The 18,467-nt window shown below is 71.3% G+C and carries 14 protein-coding genes; 4 read left to right on the top strand and 10 right to left on the bottom strand.

Annotated features, from left to right (window positions below):
• Positions 1-8 precede the first annotated feature (8 nt).
• From ligA to ACIWQI_RS09260, 3 genes are read right to left on the bottom strand one after another with little or no spacing between them, the layout of a single operon-like run.
• Entirely contained in the window at positions 9-2,342 is a 2,334-nt protein-coding gene (ligA, locus tag ACIWQI_RS09250) for an NAD-dependent DNA ligase LigA (protein WP_396656871.1), read from the bottom strand.
• A gap of 28 nt (positions 2,343-2,370) precedes the next feature.
• Complete coding sequence (mnmA, locus tag ACIWQI_RS09255) at positions 2,371-3,468, bottom strand: tRNA 2-thiouridine(34) synthase MnmA (protein WP_396656872.1); 1,098 nt, start codon at positions 3,466-3,468, stop codon at positions 2,371-2,373.
• Between the two features lie 34 nt (positions 3,469-3,502).
• A complete protein-coding gene (locus ACIWQI_RS09260) occupies positions 3,503-4,666 on the bottom strand; it encodes a cysteine desulfurase family protein (protein WP_396656874.1) in 1,164 nt (387 codons plus the stop codon).
• A gap of 57 nt (positions 4,667-4,723) precedes the next feature.
• On the opposite strand from ACIWQI_RS09260, the gene glgX reads away from it, so the two are divergent.
• The 3 genes from glgX to glgB are packed head-to-tail and all read left to right on the top strand — an operon-like array spanning position 4,724 to position 11,083.
• Positions 4,724-6,805 (top strand): glycogen debranching protein GlgX, encoded by a 2,082-nt coding sequence (gene glgX, locus ACIWQI_RS09265; RefSeq protein WP_396656875.1) that lies wholly within the window; start codon positions 4,724-4,726, stop codon positions 6,803-6,805.
• 40 nt (positions 6,806-6,845) lie between these two features.
• Entirely contained in the window at positions 6,846-8,936 is a 2,091-nt protein-coding gene (locus ACIWQI_RS09270; protein WP_396656877.1) for a maltotransferase domain-containing protein, read from the top strand.
• The gene (glgB, locus tag ACIWQI_RS09275) at positions 8,933-11,083 is read left to right on the top strand and encodes a 1,4-alpha-glucan branching protein GlgB (protein ID WP_396656879.1); all 2,151 of its coding nucleotides are present in this window, start codon (positions 8,933-8,935) and stop codon (positions 11,081-11,083) included. The genes ACIWQI_RS09270 and glgB overlap by 4 nt, the downstream gene beginning before the upstream one ends.
• Before the next feature lie 20 nt (positions 11,084-11,103).
• Here the strand turns inward: glgB and ACIWQI_RS09280 are convergent, their stop codons facing one another.
• Together ACIWQI_RS09280 and ACIWQI_RS09285 are read right to left on the bottom strand one after the other, a co-directional pair.
• Positions 11,104-12,057, bottom strand: a complete 954-nt coding sequence (locus tag ACIWQI_RS09280) for a tetratricopeptide repeat protein (RefSeq protein ID WP_396656881.1) — start codon at positions 12,055-12,057, stop codon at positions 11,104-11,106.
• Positions 12,054-13,880, bottom strand: a complete 1,827-nt coding sequence (locus ACIWQI_RS09285) for a glycosyl transferase (RefSeq protein ID WP_396656883.1) — start codon at positions 13,878-13,880, stop codon at positions 12,054-12,056. Before ACIWQI_RS09285 ends, ACIWQI_RS09280 begins: the two co-directional genes overlap by 4 nt.
• 164 nt (positions 13,881-14,044) lie before the next feature.
• Here ACIWQI_RS09285 and ACIWQI_RS09290 point away from each other — a divergent pair, with 164 nt between their 5' ends.
• Positions 14,045-15,112 carry an AI-2E family transporter gene (locus tag ACIWQI_RS09290; protein ID WP_396656884.1) on the top strand — a complete coding sequence of 356 codons (1,068 nt, stop codon included), beginning with the start codon at positions 14,045-14,047 and terminating at the stop codon, positions 15,110-15,112.
• On the opposite strand, the gene ACIWQI_RS09295 is transcribed toward ACIWQI_RS09290, so the two are convergent.
• From ACIWQI_RS09295 to frr, 5 genes are all read right to left on the bottom strand, one after another.
• Positions 15,113-15,397, bottom strand: coding sequence for a hypothetical protein (locus ACIWQI_RS09295; protein WP_396656885.1), 285 nt, complete (start codon positions 15,395-15,397; stop codon positions 15,113-15,115).
• A 3-nt stretch (positions 15,398-15,400) separates the two neighbouring features.
• Positions 15,401-15,985, bottom strand: a complete 585-nt coding sequence (locus tag ACIWQI_RS09300) for a phage tail tip lysozyme (protein ID WP_396656886.1) — start codon at positions 15,983-15,985, stop codon at positions 15,401-15,403.
• Between the two features lie 202 nt (positions 15,986-16,187).
• A complete protein-coding gene (locus ACIWQI_RS09305) occupies positions 16,188-16,790 on the bottom strand; it encodes a DivIVA domain-containing protein (RefSeq protein ID WP_396656888.1) in 603 nt (200 codons plus the stop codon).
• Positions 16,787-17,884 carry a phosphatidate cytidylyltransferase gene (locus ACIWQI_RS09310; RefSeq protein WP_396656890.1) on the bottom strand — a complete coding sequence of 366 codons (1,098 nt, stop codon included), beginning with the start codon at positions 17,882-17,884 and terminating at the stop codon, positions 16,787-16,789. Before ACIWQI_RS09310 ends, ACIWQI_RS09305 begins: the two co-directional genes overlap by 4 nt.
• 8 nt (positions 17,885-17,892) lie before the next feature.
• Positions 17,893-18,447 (bottom strand): ribosome recycling factor, encoded by a 555-nt coding sequence (gene frr, locus ACIWQI_RS09315; protein WP_396656891.1) that lies wholly within the window; start codon positions 18,445-18,447, stop codon positions 17,893-17,895.
• Positions 18,448-18,467 lie beyond the last annotated feature (20 nt).

An 18,467-nucleotide genomic window follows, 5' to 3' on the forward strand; every position in this document is an offset into this window, starting at 1 on the left:
CCCGGGCATCACCCGGCGTCCGGCGCCGTCGCGTCCAGCGCCGCAGGACCCTGCTCGACGAGGATGCGGAACTGCTGCGCGTCGATGATCCGCACGCCGAGTTCCTCCGCCTTGGCGAGCTTGGAACCGGCGCCGGGACCGGCGGCGACGAAGTCGGTCTTCTTCGAGACGCTGGATGCCGCCTTCCCGCCGGCGCGGATGATCGCCTCCTGCGCACCCTCGCGGGTGTAGCCCTCGAGCGAGCCGGTCGCGACGACCGTGACCCCCTCCAGCACTCCGCCCGCGGCGGCGGCAGCGCCCGGGCCGGGGTGGCCCGGGGTCGCCAGCTGCGCGCCGGCCGCCTCCCAGCGGGCCACGATCTCGTCATGCCAGTCCACCGTGAACCAGTCGCGCACGGATTCGGCGATGATGCCGCCCACGCCTTCGACAGCGGCCAGCTCCTCCTGTGTGGCCGCGCGGATCGCCGCCACCGACCCGAACCACTGCGCGAGCGCGCGCGCCGCGACAGGGCCGACGTGGCGGATGTTCAGCGCCACGAGGAAGCGCCACAGCTCCTTGGTCTTCGCCTTCTCGAGCTGATCGAGCAGCGTCAGGGCCTGTGCGGACGGCTGCGGACCGCTCAGGCCCGCCTTCTTCTCGGCGGGTGTGGGATTGCGTCGGAACGGCGCCCGCCGGACGGGTTCGCCCGTCGCCTCGTCGAGCTTCACCTCGCCGGTCTCCGCGTCCCGCACGACCGTCTCGATCGGCACGAGCCGGTCGAGCGTGAGGTCGAACAGGCCCGCCTCGGTGTCCAGGACCGCCTCCTGCGGCGCGACCGGCTGGGTGAGCGCGGCAGCGGTGACCTCGCCGAGCGCCTCGATGTCGAGCGCACCGCGGGATCCGATGTGCTCGACCCGACCGCGCACCTGGGCCGGGCAGGACCGCGCATTCGGGCAGCGCAGATCGATGTCGCCCTCCTTGGCGGGTGCGAGCGGGGATCCGCACTCGGGGCAGTCCGCCGGCATGACGAACTCGCGCTCCGTCCCGTCGCGCAGCTCGGCGACCGGTCCGAGGATCTCGGGGATCACGTCGCCCGCCTTGCGCAGCACGACGGTGTCGCCGATGAGCACGCCCTTGGCGCGCACGACCTCCTGGTTGTGCAGGGTGGCCTGGCGCACGACCGAGCCGGCGACCCGCGCCGGCGCCATCACCGCGTACGGTGTCGCCCGTCCGGTCCGACCGACCGAGACGACGATGTCGAGCAGTCTCGTGTTGACCTGCTCGGGCGGGTACTTGTACGCGATCGCCCAGCGCGGCGCACGGCTGGTGGCGCCCAGCTCGTCGTGCAGGACCAGCTCGTCCACCTTCACGACGACGCCGTCGATCTCGTGCTCCACGTCGTGCCGGTGCTCGCCGTAGTGGGCGACGAACTCGAGCACGCCGTCGATGGTGTCGAACGTGCGCGCGTAGGGACTGGCGGGAAGGCCCCAGTCGGCCAGCAGCCCGTACACCTCGCTCTGGGATGCGACCGGCGGATCCTGCCACGCGCCGATGCCGTGCACGTACAGCCGCAGCGACCCGATGCGCGCCCGCCCCGCCTCCAGCTCCATGCCGCTCTTCTTCTCCAGCTGCTGGCGCAGGCCGCCGCTGGCGGCGTTGCGCGGATTCGCGAACGCGGGGAACCGGCGGTCGGCGGAGCGCCGGGCCTTCTCGGCATCGACCCCCCGCTCGACGGAGGATGCGAAGGCGCGCTCACGCAGGTCGGCCTGGAGCGCGTTCAGGTCGTCGAAGGCCGCCACCGGGATGAACACCTCGCCGCGCACCTCGACGAGCTCGGGGTGGTCGGCGCCGTCGAGCCGCTCGGGCACTCCGGTCACCCGTCGCGCGTTGACGGTGACGTCCTCCCCGATCCGCCCGTCGCCGCGCGTGGCCGCCGAGACGAGCACACCGCGCTCGTACCGAAGGCTGATGGCGAGACCGTCGATCTTCAGCTCGGTGAGCCACCGCACCGACCGGCCCGCGGCATCCTGCGTCTTGCGGCACCACTCCTCGAGCTCGGCCTCGCTGAAGACGTTGTCCAGGCTCAGCATGCGCTCCGCGTGCTCGATGGGCGCGAACATCGACGACTCGGCGGCGCCGACGGTGAGGGTCGGCGAGTCCTGGCCCTGCAGCTCGGGATGCATGCGCTCGAGCTCTTCCAGACGGCGCATCCACCCGTCGTAGGTCGCATCGTCGACGATCTCGGCGTCGCGCCCGTAGTAGGCGTCGCGCGCCTCGAAGATGCGCTCGGTGAGGCTCTCGGCCTCACGGTGGGCCTCGTCGAGGCTCAGGAGGTCGGGGAGGTCGGTCGGAGCGTCTGCCACCCGGCCAGTCTAAGGACCGCCCCCGACGTCATACACCGGCCGGCACGGCCGGCACGGTGCGATCCACGGTGAACTGCCCGATCACCCGCGTGCCGTCGTAGAGCACCGCGGTCTGACCGGGGGCGACGCCGTCGAAGGGATGCCGCGGGCGCACCGTGACGCCCTGCTCGTCGAGCACGGCGACCGCCGGCACCGGGTCGGCGTGCGCGCGGATCTGCACGTCGCACGAGAACTCGCCCGCCACCGGCGCGCGACCGGCCCACGAGTACCGCCCGCCCGCGATCTCGGCGGTGGCCAGCGCCTCTTTGGGTCCGACGACGACGGTGTTCGAGACGGGGCGCACCTCCAGGACGAACCGCGGCCTGCCGTCGGGGGCGGGCACGCCCAGCTGCAGGCCGCGCCGCTGGCCCACGGTGAAGGCGTGGGCGCCCTCGTGCGAGCCGACCACCGCCCCGGTGCGGTCGACGATGTCGCCGCGCTCGGCGCCGACGCGCTCGGCGAGCCAGCCCCGCGTGTCGCCGTCCGGGATGAAGCAGATGTCGTGGCTGTCGGGTTTGTGCGCCACGGCCAGGCCCCGCTCCTCGGCCTCGGCACGCACGAGCGCTTTGGACGGGGTGGCACCCAGCGGGAAGTACGTGTGTGCGAGCTGGTCGGCCGTGAGCACCCCGAGGACGTAGGACTGGTCCTTGGCGGCGTCCGAGGCCCGGTGCAGCTCGCGGCCGTCGGGGCCGTCCACGACGGTCGCGTAGTGTCCCGTGCACACCGCGTCGAAGCCGAGTTCGAGCGCGCGCTCCAGGAGCGCCGCGAATTTGATGCGCTCGTTGCAGCGCATGCACGGGTTCGGCGTGCGCCCGGCACGGTACTCGGCGACGAAGTCCTCGACGACGTCGTCGCGGAAGCGCTCGGAGAAGTCCCAGACGTAGAACGGGATGCCGAGCCGATCCGCCGCGCGCCGGGCATCCATCGCATCCTCGATCGTGCAGCAGCCCCGGCTGCCGGTGCGCAGCGTGCCCCCCGCGCGCGAGAGCGCGAGGTGCACGCCGACGACGTCGTGCCCCGCCTCGACGGCCCGCGCGGCCGCGACGGCGGAGTCGACGCCGCCGCTCATCGCCGCCAGGATCCGCATGCCTCCAGTGTACGAACCCTCCCTGGGCAGCAGGTCAGGATGCGGCGCGCGCACGCTCCACGGCGGCCGGCAGCACCGCCAGCAGGGCGTCCACGTCGGCGGGGGTCGAGGTGCGGCCCAGCGTGATGCGCAGCACCTGCCGGGCCTCGGCATCGGCCCGGCCGAGCGCCCTGACCACATGGGAGGGCTCCGGCACCCCCGCCTGGCAGGCAGACCCCGTGGAGACCGCGATGCCCTCCCGGTCGAGCAGGAACAGCAGGGTCTCCCCCGTCGCCCCGGGGAACAGAAGGTGCGCGTTCCCCGGCAGCCGGTCGTCCGGGTCGCCCAGGAGCTCGGCGCCGGGCACCGACGCCCGAGCCCCCGCGACGAGTCGGTCGCGCAGGGCCGCGAGCCGATGCGACTCGGCCGCCCGCTCGGCCGCGGCCAGCTCGGCGGCGACGGCGAACGCCGTGGCACCGGCGACATCCTGCGTGCCCGAGCGCAGGCCGCGCTGCTGGCCGCCGCCGTGCAGCAGCGGAGTGATCGCGGCGTGCCGGGACGCGACGACGGCGCCGACGCCGACCGGTCCGCCGATCTTGTGCGCCGAGACGCTCAGCGCGACCAGGCCCGCGCGGCCTCGCGCGTCGCCTCGCCAGCGCCGGAACGACACCGGCACGTGTCCGAAGGCGCTCACGGCGTCCAGGTGCAGAGGCGTCCCCGCATCCGCCGCGGCCCCCGCGAGCGCCGCCGCGTCGTTGACCGTGCCCACTTCGTTGTTGGCGACCAGAGCCGTCGCCAGGGCGGCGCCGGGCAGCGCCGCGCCGAACCCTCCGGCCGGGATGCGACCGAGCCGATCGAGCGGGACCGGCGCCACCCGCGCGCCCTCGTGCTCGTGGAGCCACTGCACGGTATCGAGCGTGGCATGGTGCTCGCCGTCGGGTAGGACGACGACGTCGTGGGCCGGCGATCGCGCCCACCACAGGCCCTTCAGCGCCAGATTGACCGACTCGGTGCCGCCGGAGGTGAACACGACCTCGATCGGATCGCAGTCGATGACCGCCGCGAGCCTCTCCCGCGACTCCGCGAGCAGCCGCCGCGCCTCCTGCCCGGCCGCATGCACGGACGACGCGTTGCCGGCCACCTCCGCCGCCGCCAGCCACGCATCACGGGCCTGCGGACGCAGCGGAGTGGTCGCCGCATGATCCAGATAGATCGTCATCGCCGCCTCGCCGGTGCCTGCGGGCCGGTCCCCGGCACCCGAACTACTGTAGAACGCATGCCCAGCCGTCAGTCCGCCCTGCAGACGGCGCCCGGACTGCTCGCCCCCGATCTGGACGATCTGGGCGTGACCCTCGGCGCGGACGGAGGCACCCTCCGGGTGTGGTCGGCGCACGCTGACGAGGTCGAGCTCGTGATCTTCGACGGGGACGACCTCGACTGGATCGTCGACACCGTCCCGCTCACCCCCGGGCCGGGCGACGTGTGGAGCGCCACCACGCCCCGGCTGCGCGTCGGGACCCACTACGCCATCCGCGTCGACGGCCCGCCGGGGCCGGGCAGCGCGTTCAATCGCCGCTCTCTGCTGCTCGAGCCGTACTCGCGCGGTCTCGCCGGCGACGGGCATCGCATGTGGCGCTCGGAGGTGGTGGACGGCGCATTCGACTGGGGCGGGGTCGCAAAGCCCGCGACGCCGCTGGATCGCACCGTCATCTACGAGGCCCACGTGAAGGGCCTCACCAAGCGCCACCCGCTCGTCCCGCCGGCACTGCACGGAACCTACGCAGGACTCGCGCACGACGCGACGATCGAGCACCTGCTGAGCCTGGGCGTGACCGCGGTCGAGCTGCTCCCGGTGCACGCCTTCGTCTCGGAGCCGCGGCTGCTCCACCACTCACTGGTGAACTACTGGGGCTACAACACGCTGAACTTCTTCACCCCGCACGCCGGCTACGCCACCGAGCGAAGCAGGCGTGAGGGGGCCGCGGGCGTGCTGCGCGAGTTCAAAGGAATGGTCCGGCGGCTGCACGAGGCGGGGCTGGAGGTCATCCTCGACGTCGTCTACAACCACACGTCCGAGCTCGGCATCGGCGGGCCGCGCTCGAGTCTGCGCGGCATCGACAACCGCGCGTACTATCGCCAGCACGCCGACGGCGCCTACATCGACGTCACCGGCTGCGGCAACTCGCTGGACACGAACACGGATGCCGCGGCGCGCCTGGTCCTGGACTCCCTGCGCTACTGGGCTCAGGAGTGCGGGGTGGACGGCTTCCGGTTCGACCTCGCCGTCACCCTGGGCCGCGACGCGCACCAGACCTTCACGCCGGATCATCCGCTGCTGCAGGCGATCATCGACGATCCGGCCCTCGCCGACGTCAAGAAGATCGCCGAGCCGTGGGACGTCGGCGAGGGCGGGTGGCAGACCGGCAACTTCGCGCCGGGATGGAGCGAGTGGAACGACCGCTTCCGCGACCGGGTCCGCAACTTCTGGCTCAGCGACATCGACTACGTGCGGCGCGCGTCGGTCGCCCCCGTCGGCATCGGCGGCTTCGCGACACGCCTGGCCGGCTCCTCGAACACGTTCAGCGCCGCGCGCGGCCCGCTGGCGTCGGTCAACTTCGTCACCGCCCACGACGGCTTCACCCTCCACGACCTGGTCTCGTACGACATCAAGCACAACGAGGCCAACGGCGAGGACGGGCGCGACGGCGCCGACACGAACCGCTCGTTCAACCACGGCGTGGAGGGCCCGACCGACGACCCGCACATCCTGGCGGTCCGCCGCAAGGCCATGCGCAATCTGCTCGGCACCCTGCTGCTGTCATCCGGGGTCCCGATGATCACCGCGGGAGACGAGTTCGCCCGCACCCAGAAGGGCAACAACAACGCGTACTGCCACGACTCGCCTCTGACCTGGCTGTCATGGACCCACGAGCCGTGGCAGCGCGACCTCCTCGCGCACGTGCGCACCCTCACGCGGCTCCGCCGTGAGAACCCCGCCCTGCGCCCCGTTCACTTCGCGCACGCCGAACAGCGCGTGCCCAACGCCTCCGTGATGGACTGGTACGACGAACTCGGCGAGACCATGTCGATCGAACGGTGGACCAATCCGTCGCACCGCACCCTCCAGTACGTCGCCACCTCCATCCCCGAGATCGAGCAGGTCAACCGCGTGCTGCTGATCATCCACGGCCACGAGGCGCCGATCGACGTCGTGCTTCCACAGGTCGACGGCGTGACGCGGTTCGTCTCGCTGTGGTCGAGCGCCGACGAGCGCCCCGACTCGGAGGGCCCGGCGTTCGCGCCTGGCGACATCGTGCCGGTGCCCGGCACCTCGATGCGCCTTTTCCGCGCGGAGTGACCCCCCTGACTCCGCGGGCTGCGCGCGATAGGTTCGTGGCGTGGCCAGCACAGCACGCACCCGCCCCGCACCGCCGCCGTGGCGCAGCGCGTCGGCGATCCCGCCGCGGGCGGCGGCACCCCATCGGAACCCGCTCGAGACGGTCACCGGACGCATCCCGATCACCGACGAGCGGCCGGCCACACCCGACGCCCGCTACCGCCCGAAGGCGTTCGCCGGCGAAGTCGTCCCGTTCCGCGCCACGGCGTTCCGCGAAGGGCACGACCTCATCGGCGTGCACGTGCGCCTGTTCGCGCCGTCCGGCGACGAGTCCCTGCACCGGCTCACCTCCCTCGACGACGGGTTCGACCGCTGGCGCGCCGACGTGGCGCTGCTCGAGCAGGGCGGGTGGCGTTTCCGGTTCGAGGCGTTCGCCGACGACTTCCGCACGTGGCAGCACGCCGCCGCGGTCAAGCTCGCGGCCGGCGTCGACACGGCCCTCATGCGCGAACTGGGCGCGCGCCTTCTCGACCGCGCCGCAGCGGAGAAGTCGCGGCCCGCGGCGCAGCGGCGACGGCTCACGGCGACGGCGCAGCGGCTGCGGGATCACGCCGTCGACGACGACGAGGCGCTTCAGACCGTGCAGGATGCCGCCGTCGCGGCGCTGTTCGCCGAGCGCCCGCTGATGTCGCTGGTCACCGTCGGGGCCGACCGTGCCCTGCTGGTGGAGCGGGAGCGCGCCGGGGTGGGTGCCTGGTACGAGTTCTTTCCACGCTCGGAGGGCGCACGGCGGCGTGCTGACGGCACGATCCGCAGCGGCACCTTCCGCACCGCCGCCAAGCGTCTGCCGGAGGTCGCGGCGATGGGGTTCCAGGTGGTCTACCTGCCGCCCATCCATCCCATCGGCCGCGCCGGTCGCAAGGGCCCCGACAACACGCTCGGCGCCGACCCGGCCGTGGATCCCGGCTCGCCCTGGGCGATCGGGGCCGCCGAGGGCGGGCACGATGCCATCCACCCGGACCTGGGAAACCTCGCCGACTTCCGGGCGTTCGTACGCGCCGCGGCGGCGGAGGGACTGGAGATCGCCCTCGATCTGGCGCTGCAGGCCTCGCCCGACCACCCGTGGGTCACCGAGCACCCGGAGTGGTTCACGACCCTCCCGGACGGCACGATCGCCTATGCGGAGAATCCGCCGAAGAAGTATCAGGACATCTATCCGATCAACTTCGACCACGATCCGGAGGGGATCTGCGCCGAGGTGCTGCGGATCGTGCGGCACTGGATCGCGCAGGGGGTGCGGATCTTCCGCGTGGACAATCCGCACACCAAGCCGCTCTGGTTCTGGGAGTGGCTCATCGCCGCGGTGACCGCCGAGCATCCCGACGTCGTCTTCCTCGCCGAGGCGTTCACCCGCCCTGCTCCCCTGCAGGCGCTCGCGCAGGCCGGATTCCAGCAGAGCTACTCGTACTTCACCTGGCGCAACACCAAGGCCGAGCTCGAGGAGTTCCTGGGCTGGGTCGCCGACGACACCGCCGACTTCATGCGCCCGAACCTGTTCGTCAACACCCCGGACATCCTCACCGAGTACCTGCAGTTCGGCGGGCGCCCGGCGTACAAGATCCGGGCCGCGATCGCGGCCACCTCTGCGCCCTGCTACGGCGTGTACGCCGGCTACGAGCTCTTCGAGAACGTCGCCCGCCCCGGCTCGGAGGAGAACATCGACAACGAGAAGTACGAGTACAAGCTGCGGGACTGGGCGGGCGCCGAGGCGCGCGGCGACTCGCTCGCGCCCTATCTGCGACGCCTCAACGAGATCCGAGCCGCGCACCCCGCGCTGCGGCAGCTGCGCAACTGGAGGGCGCACTGGAGCGACGACGACGCGATCCTCGTGTACTCGAAGCACCTGGATGCCGCGCACTCGCCCACCGGTGCCTCCGACACGATCATCGTGGTGGCCAACGTCGACCCCCACTCGGTGCGCCAGACGACGGTCCACCTCGACACGCGGATCTGGGGCGTCGAGCCGGGCGAGCCGTTCGAGGTGGAGGACCTGGTGACCGGAGCGCGCTGGACCTGGACCGACCACGACTTCGTCCGGCTCGACGCCTTCCACGAGCCGGTGCACATCCTCCACGTCAGGGAGCGGCGATGAGCAGCCTCGACGACGACACGCTCAACAAGGTCTCCAGCGGCTCCCACCATGCGCCGCACGACGTCCTCGGTCAGCACCGGATCGCCGACGCGGAAGGACGGGAGTCGTGGGTGATCCGCGCGCGGCGGCCGCTGGCGGCATCCGTCTCCGCAGTCTTCCCGGACGGCACCCGCCTCCGGCTCGATCACGTCGCGTACGGCATCTGGGAGGGTGCCCACACCCGCGGACCCGGTGCCTACACGCTGGTGGCGACCTACGACGGCGCCCCGGACTGGGAGGTCGACGACGCCTACCGGCACCTGCCCACGCTGGGCGAGCTCGACCTGCACCTGATCGCCGAGGGGCGCCACGAGCAGCTGTGGCACGTGCTGGGCGCGCACGTCCGCGACGACGACGGCGTCGCGGGGACGGCATTCACCGTGTGGGCGCCGAACGCGCAGGCGGTGCGGGTGGTCGGCGACTTCAACGACTGGAACGGACAGGGCCACGCCATGAGGTCGCTCGGCTCGAGCGGCGTGTGGGAGCTGTTCGCGCCCGGGGTCGCCGAGGGGGCGGTGTACAAGTTCGAGCTGCTCACCCGCGGCGGCTCGTGGATCCTCAAGGCCGACCCGATGGCTCGCCAGGCGGAGGTGCCGCCTGCGACCGGGTCGATCGTAACCCGCTCGCACCACGCGTGGCAGGACGGCGACTGGATGCGCGCGCGCACCCGCTCGACGCCGGTCTCGCAGCCGATGTCGGTCTACGAGGTGCATCTGGGCTCATGGCGCCCCGGGCTGTCGTATCGGGACGCCGCCGACGAGCTCATCGACTACGTGACCGGCCGCGGCTTCACGCACGTCGAGTTCCTGCCGCTGGCCGAGCACCCGTTCGGGGGGTCGTGGGGCTATCAGGTGACCGGCTACTACGCCCCCACCAGCCGGTTCGGCACTCCGGACGACCTCCGCCAGCTCATCGACCGGCTGCATCAGGCGGGCCTCGGCGTCATCATGGACTGGGTCCCCGGACACTTCCCGAAGGATGCGTTCGCCCTGGCCCGCTTCGACGGCGAGCCGCTCTACGAGCATCCCGACCCCCGGCGCGGCGAGCACAAGGACTGGGGCACGTACATCTTCGACTACGGGCGCCGTGAGGTCCGCAACTTCCTCGTCGCGAACGCACTGTACTGGCTCGAGGAGTTCCACGTCGACGGCCTCCGGGTGGACGCCGTGGCCTCCATGCTCTATCTGGACTACTCGCGCGAAGAGGGAGAGTGGGTGCCGAACGAGCACGGCGGGCGGGAGAACCTCGAGGCCATCGCCTTCCTGCAGGAGGTCAACGCGACCGCCTACCGGCGGCACCCCGGCATCGCGATGATCGCCGAGGAGTCCACCAGCTATCCCGGTGTCACCGCACCCACGAGCGCCGGCGGGCTGGGATTCGGGTTCAAGTGGAACATGGGCTGGATGAACGACTCGCTGGAGTACATCAAGCGCGACCCGATGTACCGCGCCTACCACGCCGGCGAGCTGTCGTTCTCGTTCGTCTACGCGTTCAGCGAGAACTTCCTGCTGCCGATCAGCCACGACGAGGTGGTCCACGGCAAGGGAAGCCTGTTCGGGCGCATGCCGGGCGACCACTGGCAGAAGCTCGCGAACATGCGCGCCTTCCTGGCGTACATGTGGGGACATCCGGGCAAGCAGCTCCTGTTCATGGGTCAGGAGTTCGGTCAGCTGTCCGAGTGGTCCGAGAGCCGGGGCCTGGACTGGTGGCTGCTCGATCAGCCGTCGCACCGCCGGCTCGTCGACTTCGTGGGAGCCCTCAACCGCGTCTATCGCGAGCACGCGCCGCTGTGGTCGCGGGACGGCGACGGCGCGGCGTTCTCACGATTGGGCGCACCGGACTGGAACCCCGACACGCTCGCGTTCGCACGGCGGGATCACCACGGCGGCACCGTGGCCGTCGTGTGCAACTTCTCCGGAACGCCCGTCGAAGGCTTCGCGCTGGAGCTTCCCGAGGCAGGCGAGTGGCACGAGATCCTCAACACGGATGCCGAGGCGTACGGGGGCTCGGGAGTCGGAAACCTCGGCGCGGTGCGCACCGGACCCGACCGGCGCGCGACCATGGTGCTGCCGCCGCTCGGCGTGCTGTGGCTGCGCCACAGCACCTGACGCACTCGGGAGGAGGATCCTCAGAAGAGCAGGGATGCCAGGCGCCCGCGGGCGCGGATCACCCGGGGGTCGCCGTCGCCCACCAGTCCGAACAGCTCGAGCAGGCGCTCGCGCACCGGGCCGCGCTCCGGAGCGGGAAGCGCGGCGAACAGGTCGAGCAGACGGTCGAACGCGTCGTCGACGTGGCCGCCGGCGACATCCAGGTCCGCCACCGCGAACTGGGCGTCGACATCCAGCGGAGAGGCCGCGGCCGCCGCCCGCGCCGCCTGCAGGTCGGCGCCCTGCACACGCTCGAGCAGGCGCACCTGAGCGAGCCCGGCGGCGGCGTCGGAATCGTGCGGGTTCTCGGCGAGCGCCTTCTCGTAGGCGGTCACCGCCCGGCTGTAGTCGCCCGCCTCGATCGCGTCGAAAGCCTCGGCGTGCAGCGGCGGAAGCTCCGGCTCCGCCGGCTCCGCGGCATCCGCGCCCGCGTCGGCACCGTCGACGGCGATCGTGCCGGTCACGCCGTTCTGGGCGGCGAGCTGGAGGAGCTGGGCGAAGACCTCGCGCACCTGCTGCTCCGGCACGGCGCCCGTGAACAGCGGCACCGGCTGGCCGGCGACCAGGGCGACGACCATCGGGATGGACTGCGCGCGGAAAGCCTGCGACAACTGGGGGTTCGCGTCGACGTCGACCTTGGCGAGCACCAGGCGACCGCCGAGCTCGGTGACGACCTTCTCGAGGATCGGGCTGAGCTGCTTGCACGGTCCGCACCACTCGGCCCACAGGTCCACCACGACCGGCACGGTGCGCGAGAGCTCGAGCACCTGCGGGAACGACTGATCGGTGACATCCATCACCAGCGAAGGCGCGGCGCCGCCGTCGCCGTCGGCACCCGGCGCAGGGGCCGCCGGCCGGTTGCGCAGCGCGGACAGATCCACGGCACCGCGCAGGACGGCGCTCTGCTGAAGGACCGAGGGGTCGGGACTGCTCACTTCTTGATCACCGCCGCGGAGAGGATGTTGGAGCTGTAGCCGAGGAGACGGATCTTCTCCGTGGAGCCCTGCCCCGGCACATAGAAGAACAGCTGGTCGCTGTAGGTCGTCGTGAACCCGGTCGCCGACTGGTCGACGCCGGTCAGCGTCTTGACGGTCGGGTTCGGGTTGTTCTTGTCGTTGAGCTTGATCACGGCGTCCTTGTTGGTCGGCTTGACCGTGTCGGTCTCGTTGATGTTCACCGCGACGATCGCGCCGCTCTCGAGCGTGGCGAGGGCCAGCGGCGCCTCCGGCCCCACCGTCGACGAGAACGTCAGGGTGGCGGTCTTCTTGCCTGTCTTGTTGAAGGCCTCCAGCTGCTGGCTGCGCTTGTCGGCCACCGAGGCGTGGAAGTGGTCGTTGGCGAGGTCGAACAGACCCGCGTACTCGCTCTGGTCGCCCTTGTTCAGCACATCGGCGTAGGCGGCGGCCAGATCGCCCGGCTCGATCACGAGGAACGGCGAGTCCGGCTGGACCTGGATCGCGCCGATGTCGGCGGGTGCCACCCCGGGCAGCTCGGCGGATGCCTCGAGGTTGGCGAGATAGCCCACCTTGTACTCCGACCACGGGTCCTGCTGGGTCATGAGCATGATGGTCGGCGCCACCGTGGCGTCGTCCTTGTCGTAGACGATCGACATCACCGTGCGCGGCCAGCCGTCGTACTGCTGGGGCAGCAGCACGGCGAGCGGCTTGGCCGGGATCGACGGCATCGGCTCACGGTCCTTGATCGCCGCGCGCAGCTTGTAGTCCGTCTTCCGCTCGGCCAGGGCTGCTCCGGCCAGGCGGGTCGCAGCGAGCTCTGCGTCCTTGGCCTCGTCGGCCTCCACGACGGTCGCGGCGACATCGGCGAGGATCCGCTCGGCCTGCGCCTGGGTGACTGCCGGCTGCTGCTGACCCTCGGGGACGATCACCGTCTCCGACGGGCTCGGGCTGGGTGAGGCGGCGCCGCCGAGCTGCGGCCATGCGTCGGACGAGCAGCCCGCGAACAGGAGCGCGGAGATCGCGACGGCGGGAAAGACGATGAATCCCCGGCGCGCGGCGCCGACGGCGCGGCGCGTGGGCGCGCCCGCCGAGATGACCCCTTTGTCCTCGGCCTCGATCGCGAGGTCGATGGGCTGGGTCTCGGGCAGCGGAGGAAGGGCCTTGCGGCGCGGGCCGCGGGAGCGGCGGACATGCCGGATGCCGAGCAGCCAGAGCACGACGCCCACCGCGAGGAACACGCCGCCCAGCACGATGAGCGGTCCCGCCCAGGGCGTGGAGTTGTCCAGGGGCCACGAGATCGTGATGTCGGCCGGAGCGGGCTGCGTGCCGTCCGATGCGACGAGCACGCTCATGTTCTCGGGCAGCTTGAGGGGCGCGACGACGGCCGCGTCGTCCTGGTACTGGTCCAGCCAGAGGTCGGAGCCGGCGGGATTGCGAGTGGCGGGTGCAGCCTCGGTGCCGTCGTCGGCGACGGCGAGGGACACCGGGGCGACCTCGTCGACGACGATCTCGCCGCCCTTCATCGACACGTGGCTGTAGGCGGCATCGGAGAGCCAGCCGGTCATGTCGGTGGTGCGACCGTAGGCGGCGAACACCGGCCCGTCGCCGCGCACGACCAGAGTCTGCGTGCCCGGGATCGACGACAGCACGGCGCCGTCGATGAGGGTGTAGGGCAGCTCCGCCGTCACGGCGATGTCAGCCTGTTCGGTCTTGGGGCCCATGAACACCGTGCGCTGGGCGATGCCCCCTGCGATGCACACGGCGGCGAGGAAGAAGGCCACCACAGCCCACACGAATCGCACGCGAAATACTCCATCCGTGACCCGGTCGCTTCGGTGCCGGGTCTGCACACTCGACATTCCAGACTAGCGAAGGACACCTGAAAGACACCATGGAAGGGGTGGTGACCTCGCTCCGGGTGCGCAGGTGGCTATTCTGACCTGGACGCCGGAGCGATGGGAGATCCATGAAGTTCAACAACCCGTTCCGCACGGCGTTCGTCGCGACCCTGGGTGTGGGTCTCGGGCTGCTGCTGATCGGCAGCATCCAGACGCTGTCGACGATCCTGCTCTACATCGGCACCGCGCTGTTCCTCTCGCTCGGACTCGAGCCGATCGTGGCGTGGCTCGAGCGGCTGCGACTGCCCAGATGGGCGGCGGTCCTCGTGACGATCCTGGGCGTGCTGGCGGCGTTCGCGGGCATCGTGCTGCTGGTGGTGCCGATCATCGTCGACCAGATCAGTCAGCTCGTCGGCGCCATCGGCGACTTCGTGGGAAGCCGGACCCTGCCGCAGTTCCTGGATGAGGTGAGCGGATGGCTCCAGGCCCTGTTCCCGGGGCTTCCCCCCGAGTTCCTCGATGAGGCGCTGGCCAATCTCCAGGACTGGCTCCTGGACAACTGGGGCTCGATCACCGGCGGAGTCATCAATGTCGGCCTGGCCGTGGCGTCCGGGCTGTTCGGCGCCTTCATCGTCCTGATCCTCACGATCTACTTCACGGCGTCCACTCCGGCGCTCAAGCGCGCGGTGTACCAGCTGGTCCCCGCCTCCCGGCGCGACCGCTTCATCGATCTCTCCGAGCAGATCTCGGACTCGGTGGGCTACTACGTGATGGGGCAGGTCTCCCTCGGCCTGATCAACGGCGTGCTCAGCGCCGTCTTCCTGTCGATCATCAACGCGCCGTTTCCGGCGGTGCTCGCCGTGGTGGCGTTCTTCTTCTCGCTGATCCCGCTCGTGGGCACGCTGACCGGCTCGACGATCATCGTCCTGACCTGCCTGGTCCCCGGGCTCGGGTCCCCCACGACCGCCCTCATCGCGGCGATCTACTACCTCATCTACATGCAGATCGAGGCGTACATCGTCTCTCCGCGGATCATGAGCCGCGCTGTCGCGGTGCCCGGCGGGGTCGTGGTGGTCGCCGCGCTGGCGGGCGGATCGCTGCTGGGACTGCTCGGCGCGCTCATCGCGATCCCGGTGGCCGCGAGCATCCTCATCATCTACCGGCAGGTGGTCATCCCCCGGCAGAACGAGCGCTGATCAGGCGATCCGCCAGCAGGCGGTGTGCCAGTGCCGGCGCGCCGCGAGGTCGGCCGCGTCGCCGAGCACGCCGTCCGCACGCCACGCGACGATGTGCGCCACCCCGGGCGCGATGTCGCGCCCGCAGCCCGGGCACGTGTACGTCTTGACCGCCTGCGCACCGGAGACCGGCTGCACGGTCCAGTCCGCCCCGCGCCGCGTCTCGGTCCGCGCGAAGCCGGCGACGAACCGTTCGAACGAGTCCTCGCCCGCCTTGGCCGGCCGACGACGGTTCGACCGAGGCACGGATCAGTACCAGCCGGTGCGCTGCGAATGCGCCCAGGCGCCGCACGGCGTGCCGTAGCGGCCCTTGATGTACCCCAGGCCCCACTTGATCTGGGTCGTCGCGCTGGTCTGCCAGTCCGCGCCGGCGGAGGCCATCTTCGTGCCGGGGAGCGCCTGCGGGATGCCGTACGCCCCGCTGGACTTGTTGTACGCGTTCACGCGCCAGCCGGACTCACGGTTCCACAGCGCGACGAGGCAGGCGAACTCGTCGTCGCTCCAGCCCCGCGCCTTGACCATGTCGTAGGCGATCGCCTTGGCCGAGCCGGGGTCCGGCTTGACGAACGGAGGCACCCAGCCGGATCCTCCGCCCGCCGAAGCGCTGCGGGCGGTCGGCTTGGGCTTGGGCTTGACGTAGACGGCGTAGCTGTCGCGCTCCAGCGAGACCTTGGCCGCTTCGGCAGCCTGGTCGATCGTCTGCTGGCCGTCGACCGCCTCGGCGAACAGCGAGGTCGTCACCGCGGCCTCGGGCTCGGCGAACGCGGCGCCCATCGGGCCGACGTAGGCGGCCGCGAAACCCACAGCTGCGAACGCGGCGAAGACGCCGAGCACCCCGCGTCGCCGAGACCAGCGGGCTTTGGGTGCAGGTCGCGGCGCTGACCGGGCGGGCCCCGCGGTGTCCGGCGCCGCCGAGGCGCGCGCAAGCCGCCGGGAACTGGCGGGGATCATCTCTTTGCCCGGTGTCACAATGACGCGAGTCTACCGGCCGCCGCCTGGGCATGCCATCCGAGCGCGCGATGACGCGGGGACCTGGTCAGCGCACCGCCAGCATGACCTCGACGACCGCGTCCAGGAGAGCGTCCACCTGCTCCTCGCGATAGCCGCGCCGCTGCATGCGGAACGCCGCCTGGCGCACCTGGTCGACGGTGACCGGCTCGCCGCGCTCGAAGTAGCCGATGAGCTTGCGCGAGACGAGATCCACCTCGTCGATGCGGTAGCCGTAGCGCATCCCCCGCGCTCGCGCGAAGCGCCGGCCGTCGGGACGTGCCAGCCGATCGAGCACCTCCTGCGCGGTGGCACGTGCACCCTCGACCCAGCCGGCCACGCCCGCCCGGGCGATCCCCTCCTCGCGCTCACGGTTCGCGAAGGCGTCCTCGATGCGCCCGAGCGCCGCATCCACGGCCGCGACCGCATAGCCCCTCTTCACCAGCGGGAAGGTCGCGTCCCGCACGGTGGCGCTGGTGATCGGCGGGTCGTCGCCCGGCGCCTCGAACGCGGCGCGCGCCCGAGCCAGGAACACCTCCACGGCCCGCTTGTCGTACCCCTTCTGCCCGCGCGGAGCATCGGGGAACGGGGCGGGGCGCGCTGACGGCTCTGCCGCCGCGGTGTCGTCGGTCGGCAACGGGTCGTATGTCATGAGACCACCAGAGGGGAGAACAGGTAGTACAGGGCCAGAGCCGGCACCGTGGACAGCAGGATGGAGTCGAGCCGGTCGAGGACGCCGCCGTGACCGGGCAGCCACGAGCTCATGTCCTTGATCCCCAGGTCCCGCTTGAGCATCGATTCGCCCAGGTCGCCGACGGTCGCGGACAGGAGGACGGCAACGCCCAGCACCGCGCCGCACCACAACGGGATGTGCAGCATGAACTGGGCCAGCAGGAGTCCCGCCACGACGGCCCCCACGACGCCGCCGGCGAAGCCCTCCCAGGTCTTCTTGGGGCTGATGCGAGGCGCCATCGGGTGCCTGCCGAAGGAGATCCCCGCCGAGTACGCGCCGGTGTCGGTGGCGACCGCCACGATGATGAATGCGAGCACCCACCACTCGCCCTGATCCTGGCGCAGCAGCACGATGCACAGGCTGGCCAGGAACGGCACGTACAGCTGGAGGAAGACGCCGGTGACCACATCGCGCAGGACATCTCCGTACGTGCGACCGTCCTTGGCCGCCATCTGGGCGATCAGCCGCCATACGACGATGATCGCGATCGCCGAGAACAGCAGCACCCACTGCAGCGCGTAGCCGAGGAAGGCCGCGCAGATCACGAGCGCCGACCCGAGGATCAGCTGCGGCACGAGGTCGATGCGGCGCCCACCCCCCTGGAGGGCCCGGGCCAGCTCCACGGTGCCCAGCACGCTCGCGGCGAGGGCGAAGGCGACGAACACCCATTTCAGGAAGATCAGGGTCGCGATCAGGACCGCGCCGATGGCCAGGCCGATGATGATGGCGAGGATCAGATCGCGGCCGGTGCGCTGCTTGATGCGCTCGTTCGCCTCCTCGAACTGCTCCCGGGCATGCGCGACCTGCTGCTCGAATTCCGTGCGCGCGCTGCGCATGGACTCCTGGAGGGTGCCGTTCTCGCCCTCGGGCAGCGCGGGACGAGGCGGGATCGCCTCCGGCGGCGGCACCGCCGGAGGCGGAGCGCCGGCGACAGCGGCCTGACGGCGCGCCTTGGCCGCCTCGCGCCGCGTCAGCGGGCGCTGAGGCTGTTGGCCGTCGGCGGGGTCGGACATGGGCGGGCTCAGACCTCGAGCAGCTCTGCCTCTTTGCGCTTGAGTGCGTCGTCGATGAGGTCGACGTGCGTGCGGGTGATCGCGTCGAGCTCCTTCTCCGCACGCACGAGCTCGTCCTCGCCGATCTCGCTCTTGAGCTCGTCCAGGTCGTCCTTGGCCCGGCGGCGGATGCCGCGCACCTGCACGCGGGCGTCCTCGGCCTTCGAGCGCACCAGCTTGACGTACTCCCGCCGGCGCTCTTCGGTCAGCTCGGGCAGCGTGACCCGGATGATGTTCCCGTCGTTGGTGGGGTTGGCGCCGATGCTGGGCGTGTCGCGGATGGCCTGCTCGATCGCCTTCATCGCCGACTTGTCATAGGGCGTGACGATGAGCGTGCGCGCTTCGGGGTTGTTCAGGGATGCCAGCTGCGCGAGCGGCGTGGGCGAGCCGTAGTAGTCCACCAGGATCTTCTGGAAGAGCTGGGGGTTCGCGCGACCGGTGCGGACGGTGGCGAAGTCCTCCTTCGCCGCTTCGACGGCTCGATCCATGCGGGAGGTGGCATCGGCCAGGACGTCCGCGATCACGGTCTCTCCATTCTTCGGCT

It is taken from the genome of Microbacterium sp. (assembly GCF_044508325.1).
Classification (GTDB): domain Bacteria; phylum Actinomycetota; class Actinomycetes; order Actinomycetales; family Microbacteriaceae; genus Microbacterium.

Coding starts and splice junctions, on each gene's coding strand:
- mnmA (WP_396656872.1), bottom strand. CDS start 3,468: ATGCGGATCCTGGCGGCGATGAGCGGCGGCGTCGACTCCGCCGTCGCG.
- ACIWQI_RS09260 (WP_396656874.1), bottom strand. CDS start 4,666: ATGACGATCTATCTGGATCATGCGGCGACCACTCCGCTGCGTCCGCAG.
- glgX (WP_396656875.1), top strand. CDS start 4,724: ATGCCCAGCCGTCAGTCCGCCCTGCAGACGGCGCCCGGACTGCTCGCC.
- glgB (WP_396656879.1), top strand. CDS start 8,933: ATGAGCAGCCTCGACGACGACACGCTCAACAAGGTCTCCAGCGGCTCC.
- ACIWQI_RS09290 (WP_396656884.1), top strand. CDS start 14,045: ATGAAGTTCAACAACCCGTTCCGCACGGCGTTCGTCGCGACCCTGGGT.
- ACIWQI_RS09305 (WP_396656888.1), bottom strand. CDS start 16,790: ATGACATACGACCCGTTGCCGACCGACGACACCGCGGCGGCAGAGCCG.
- ACIWQI_RS09310 (WP_396656890.1), bottom strand. CDS start 17,884: ATGTCCGACCCCGCCGACGGCCAACAGCCTCAGCGCCCGCTGACGCGG.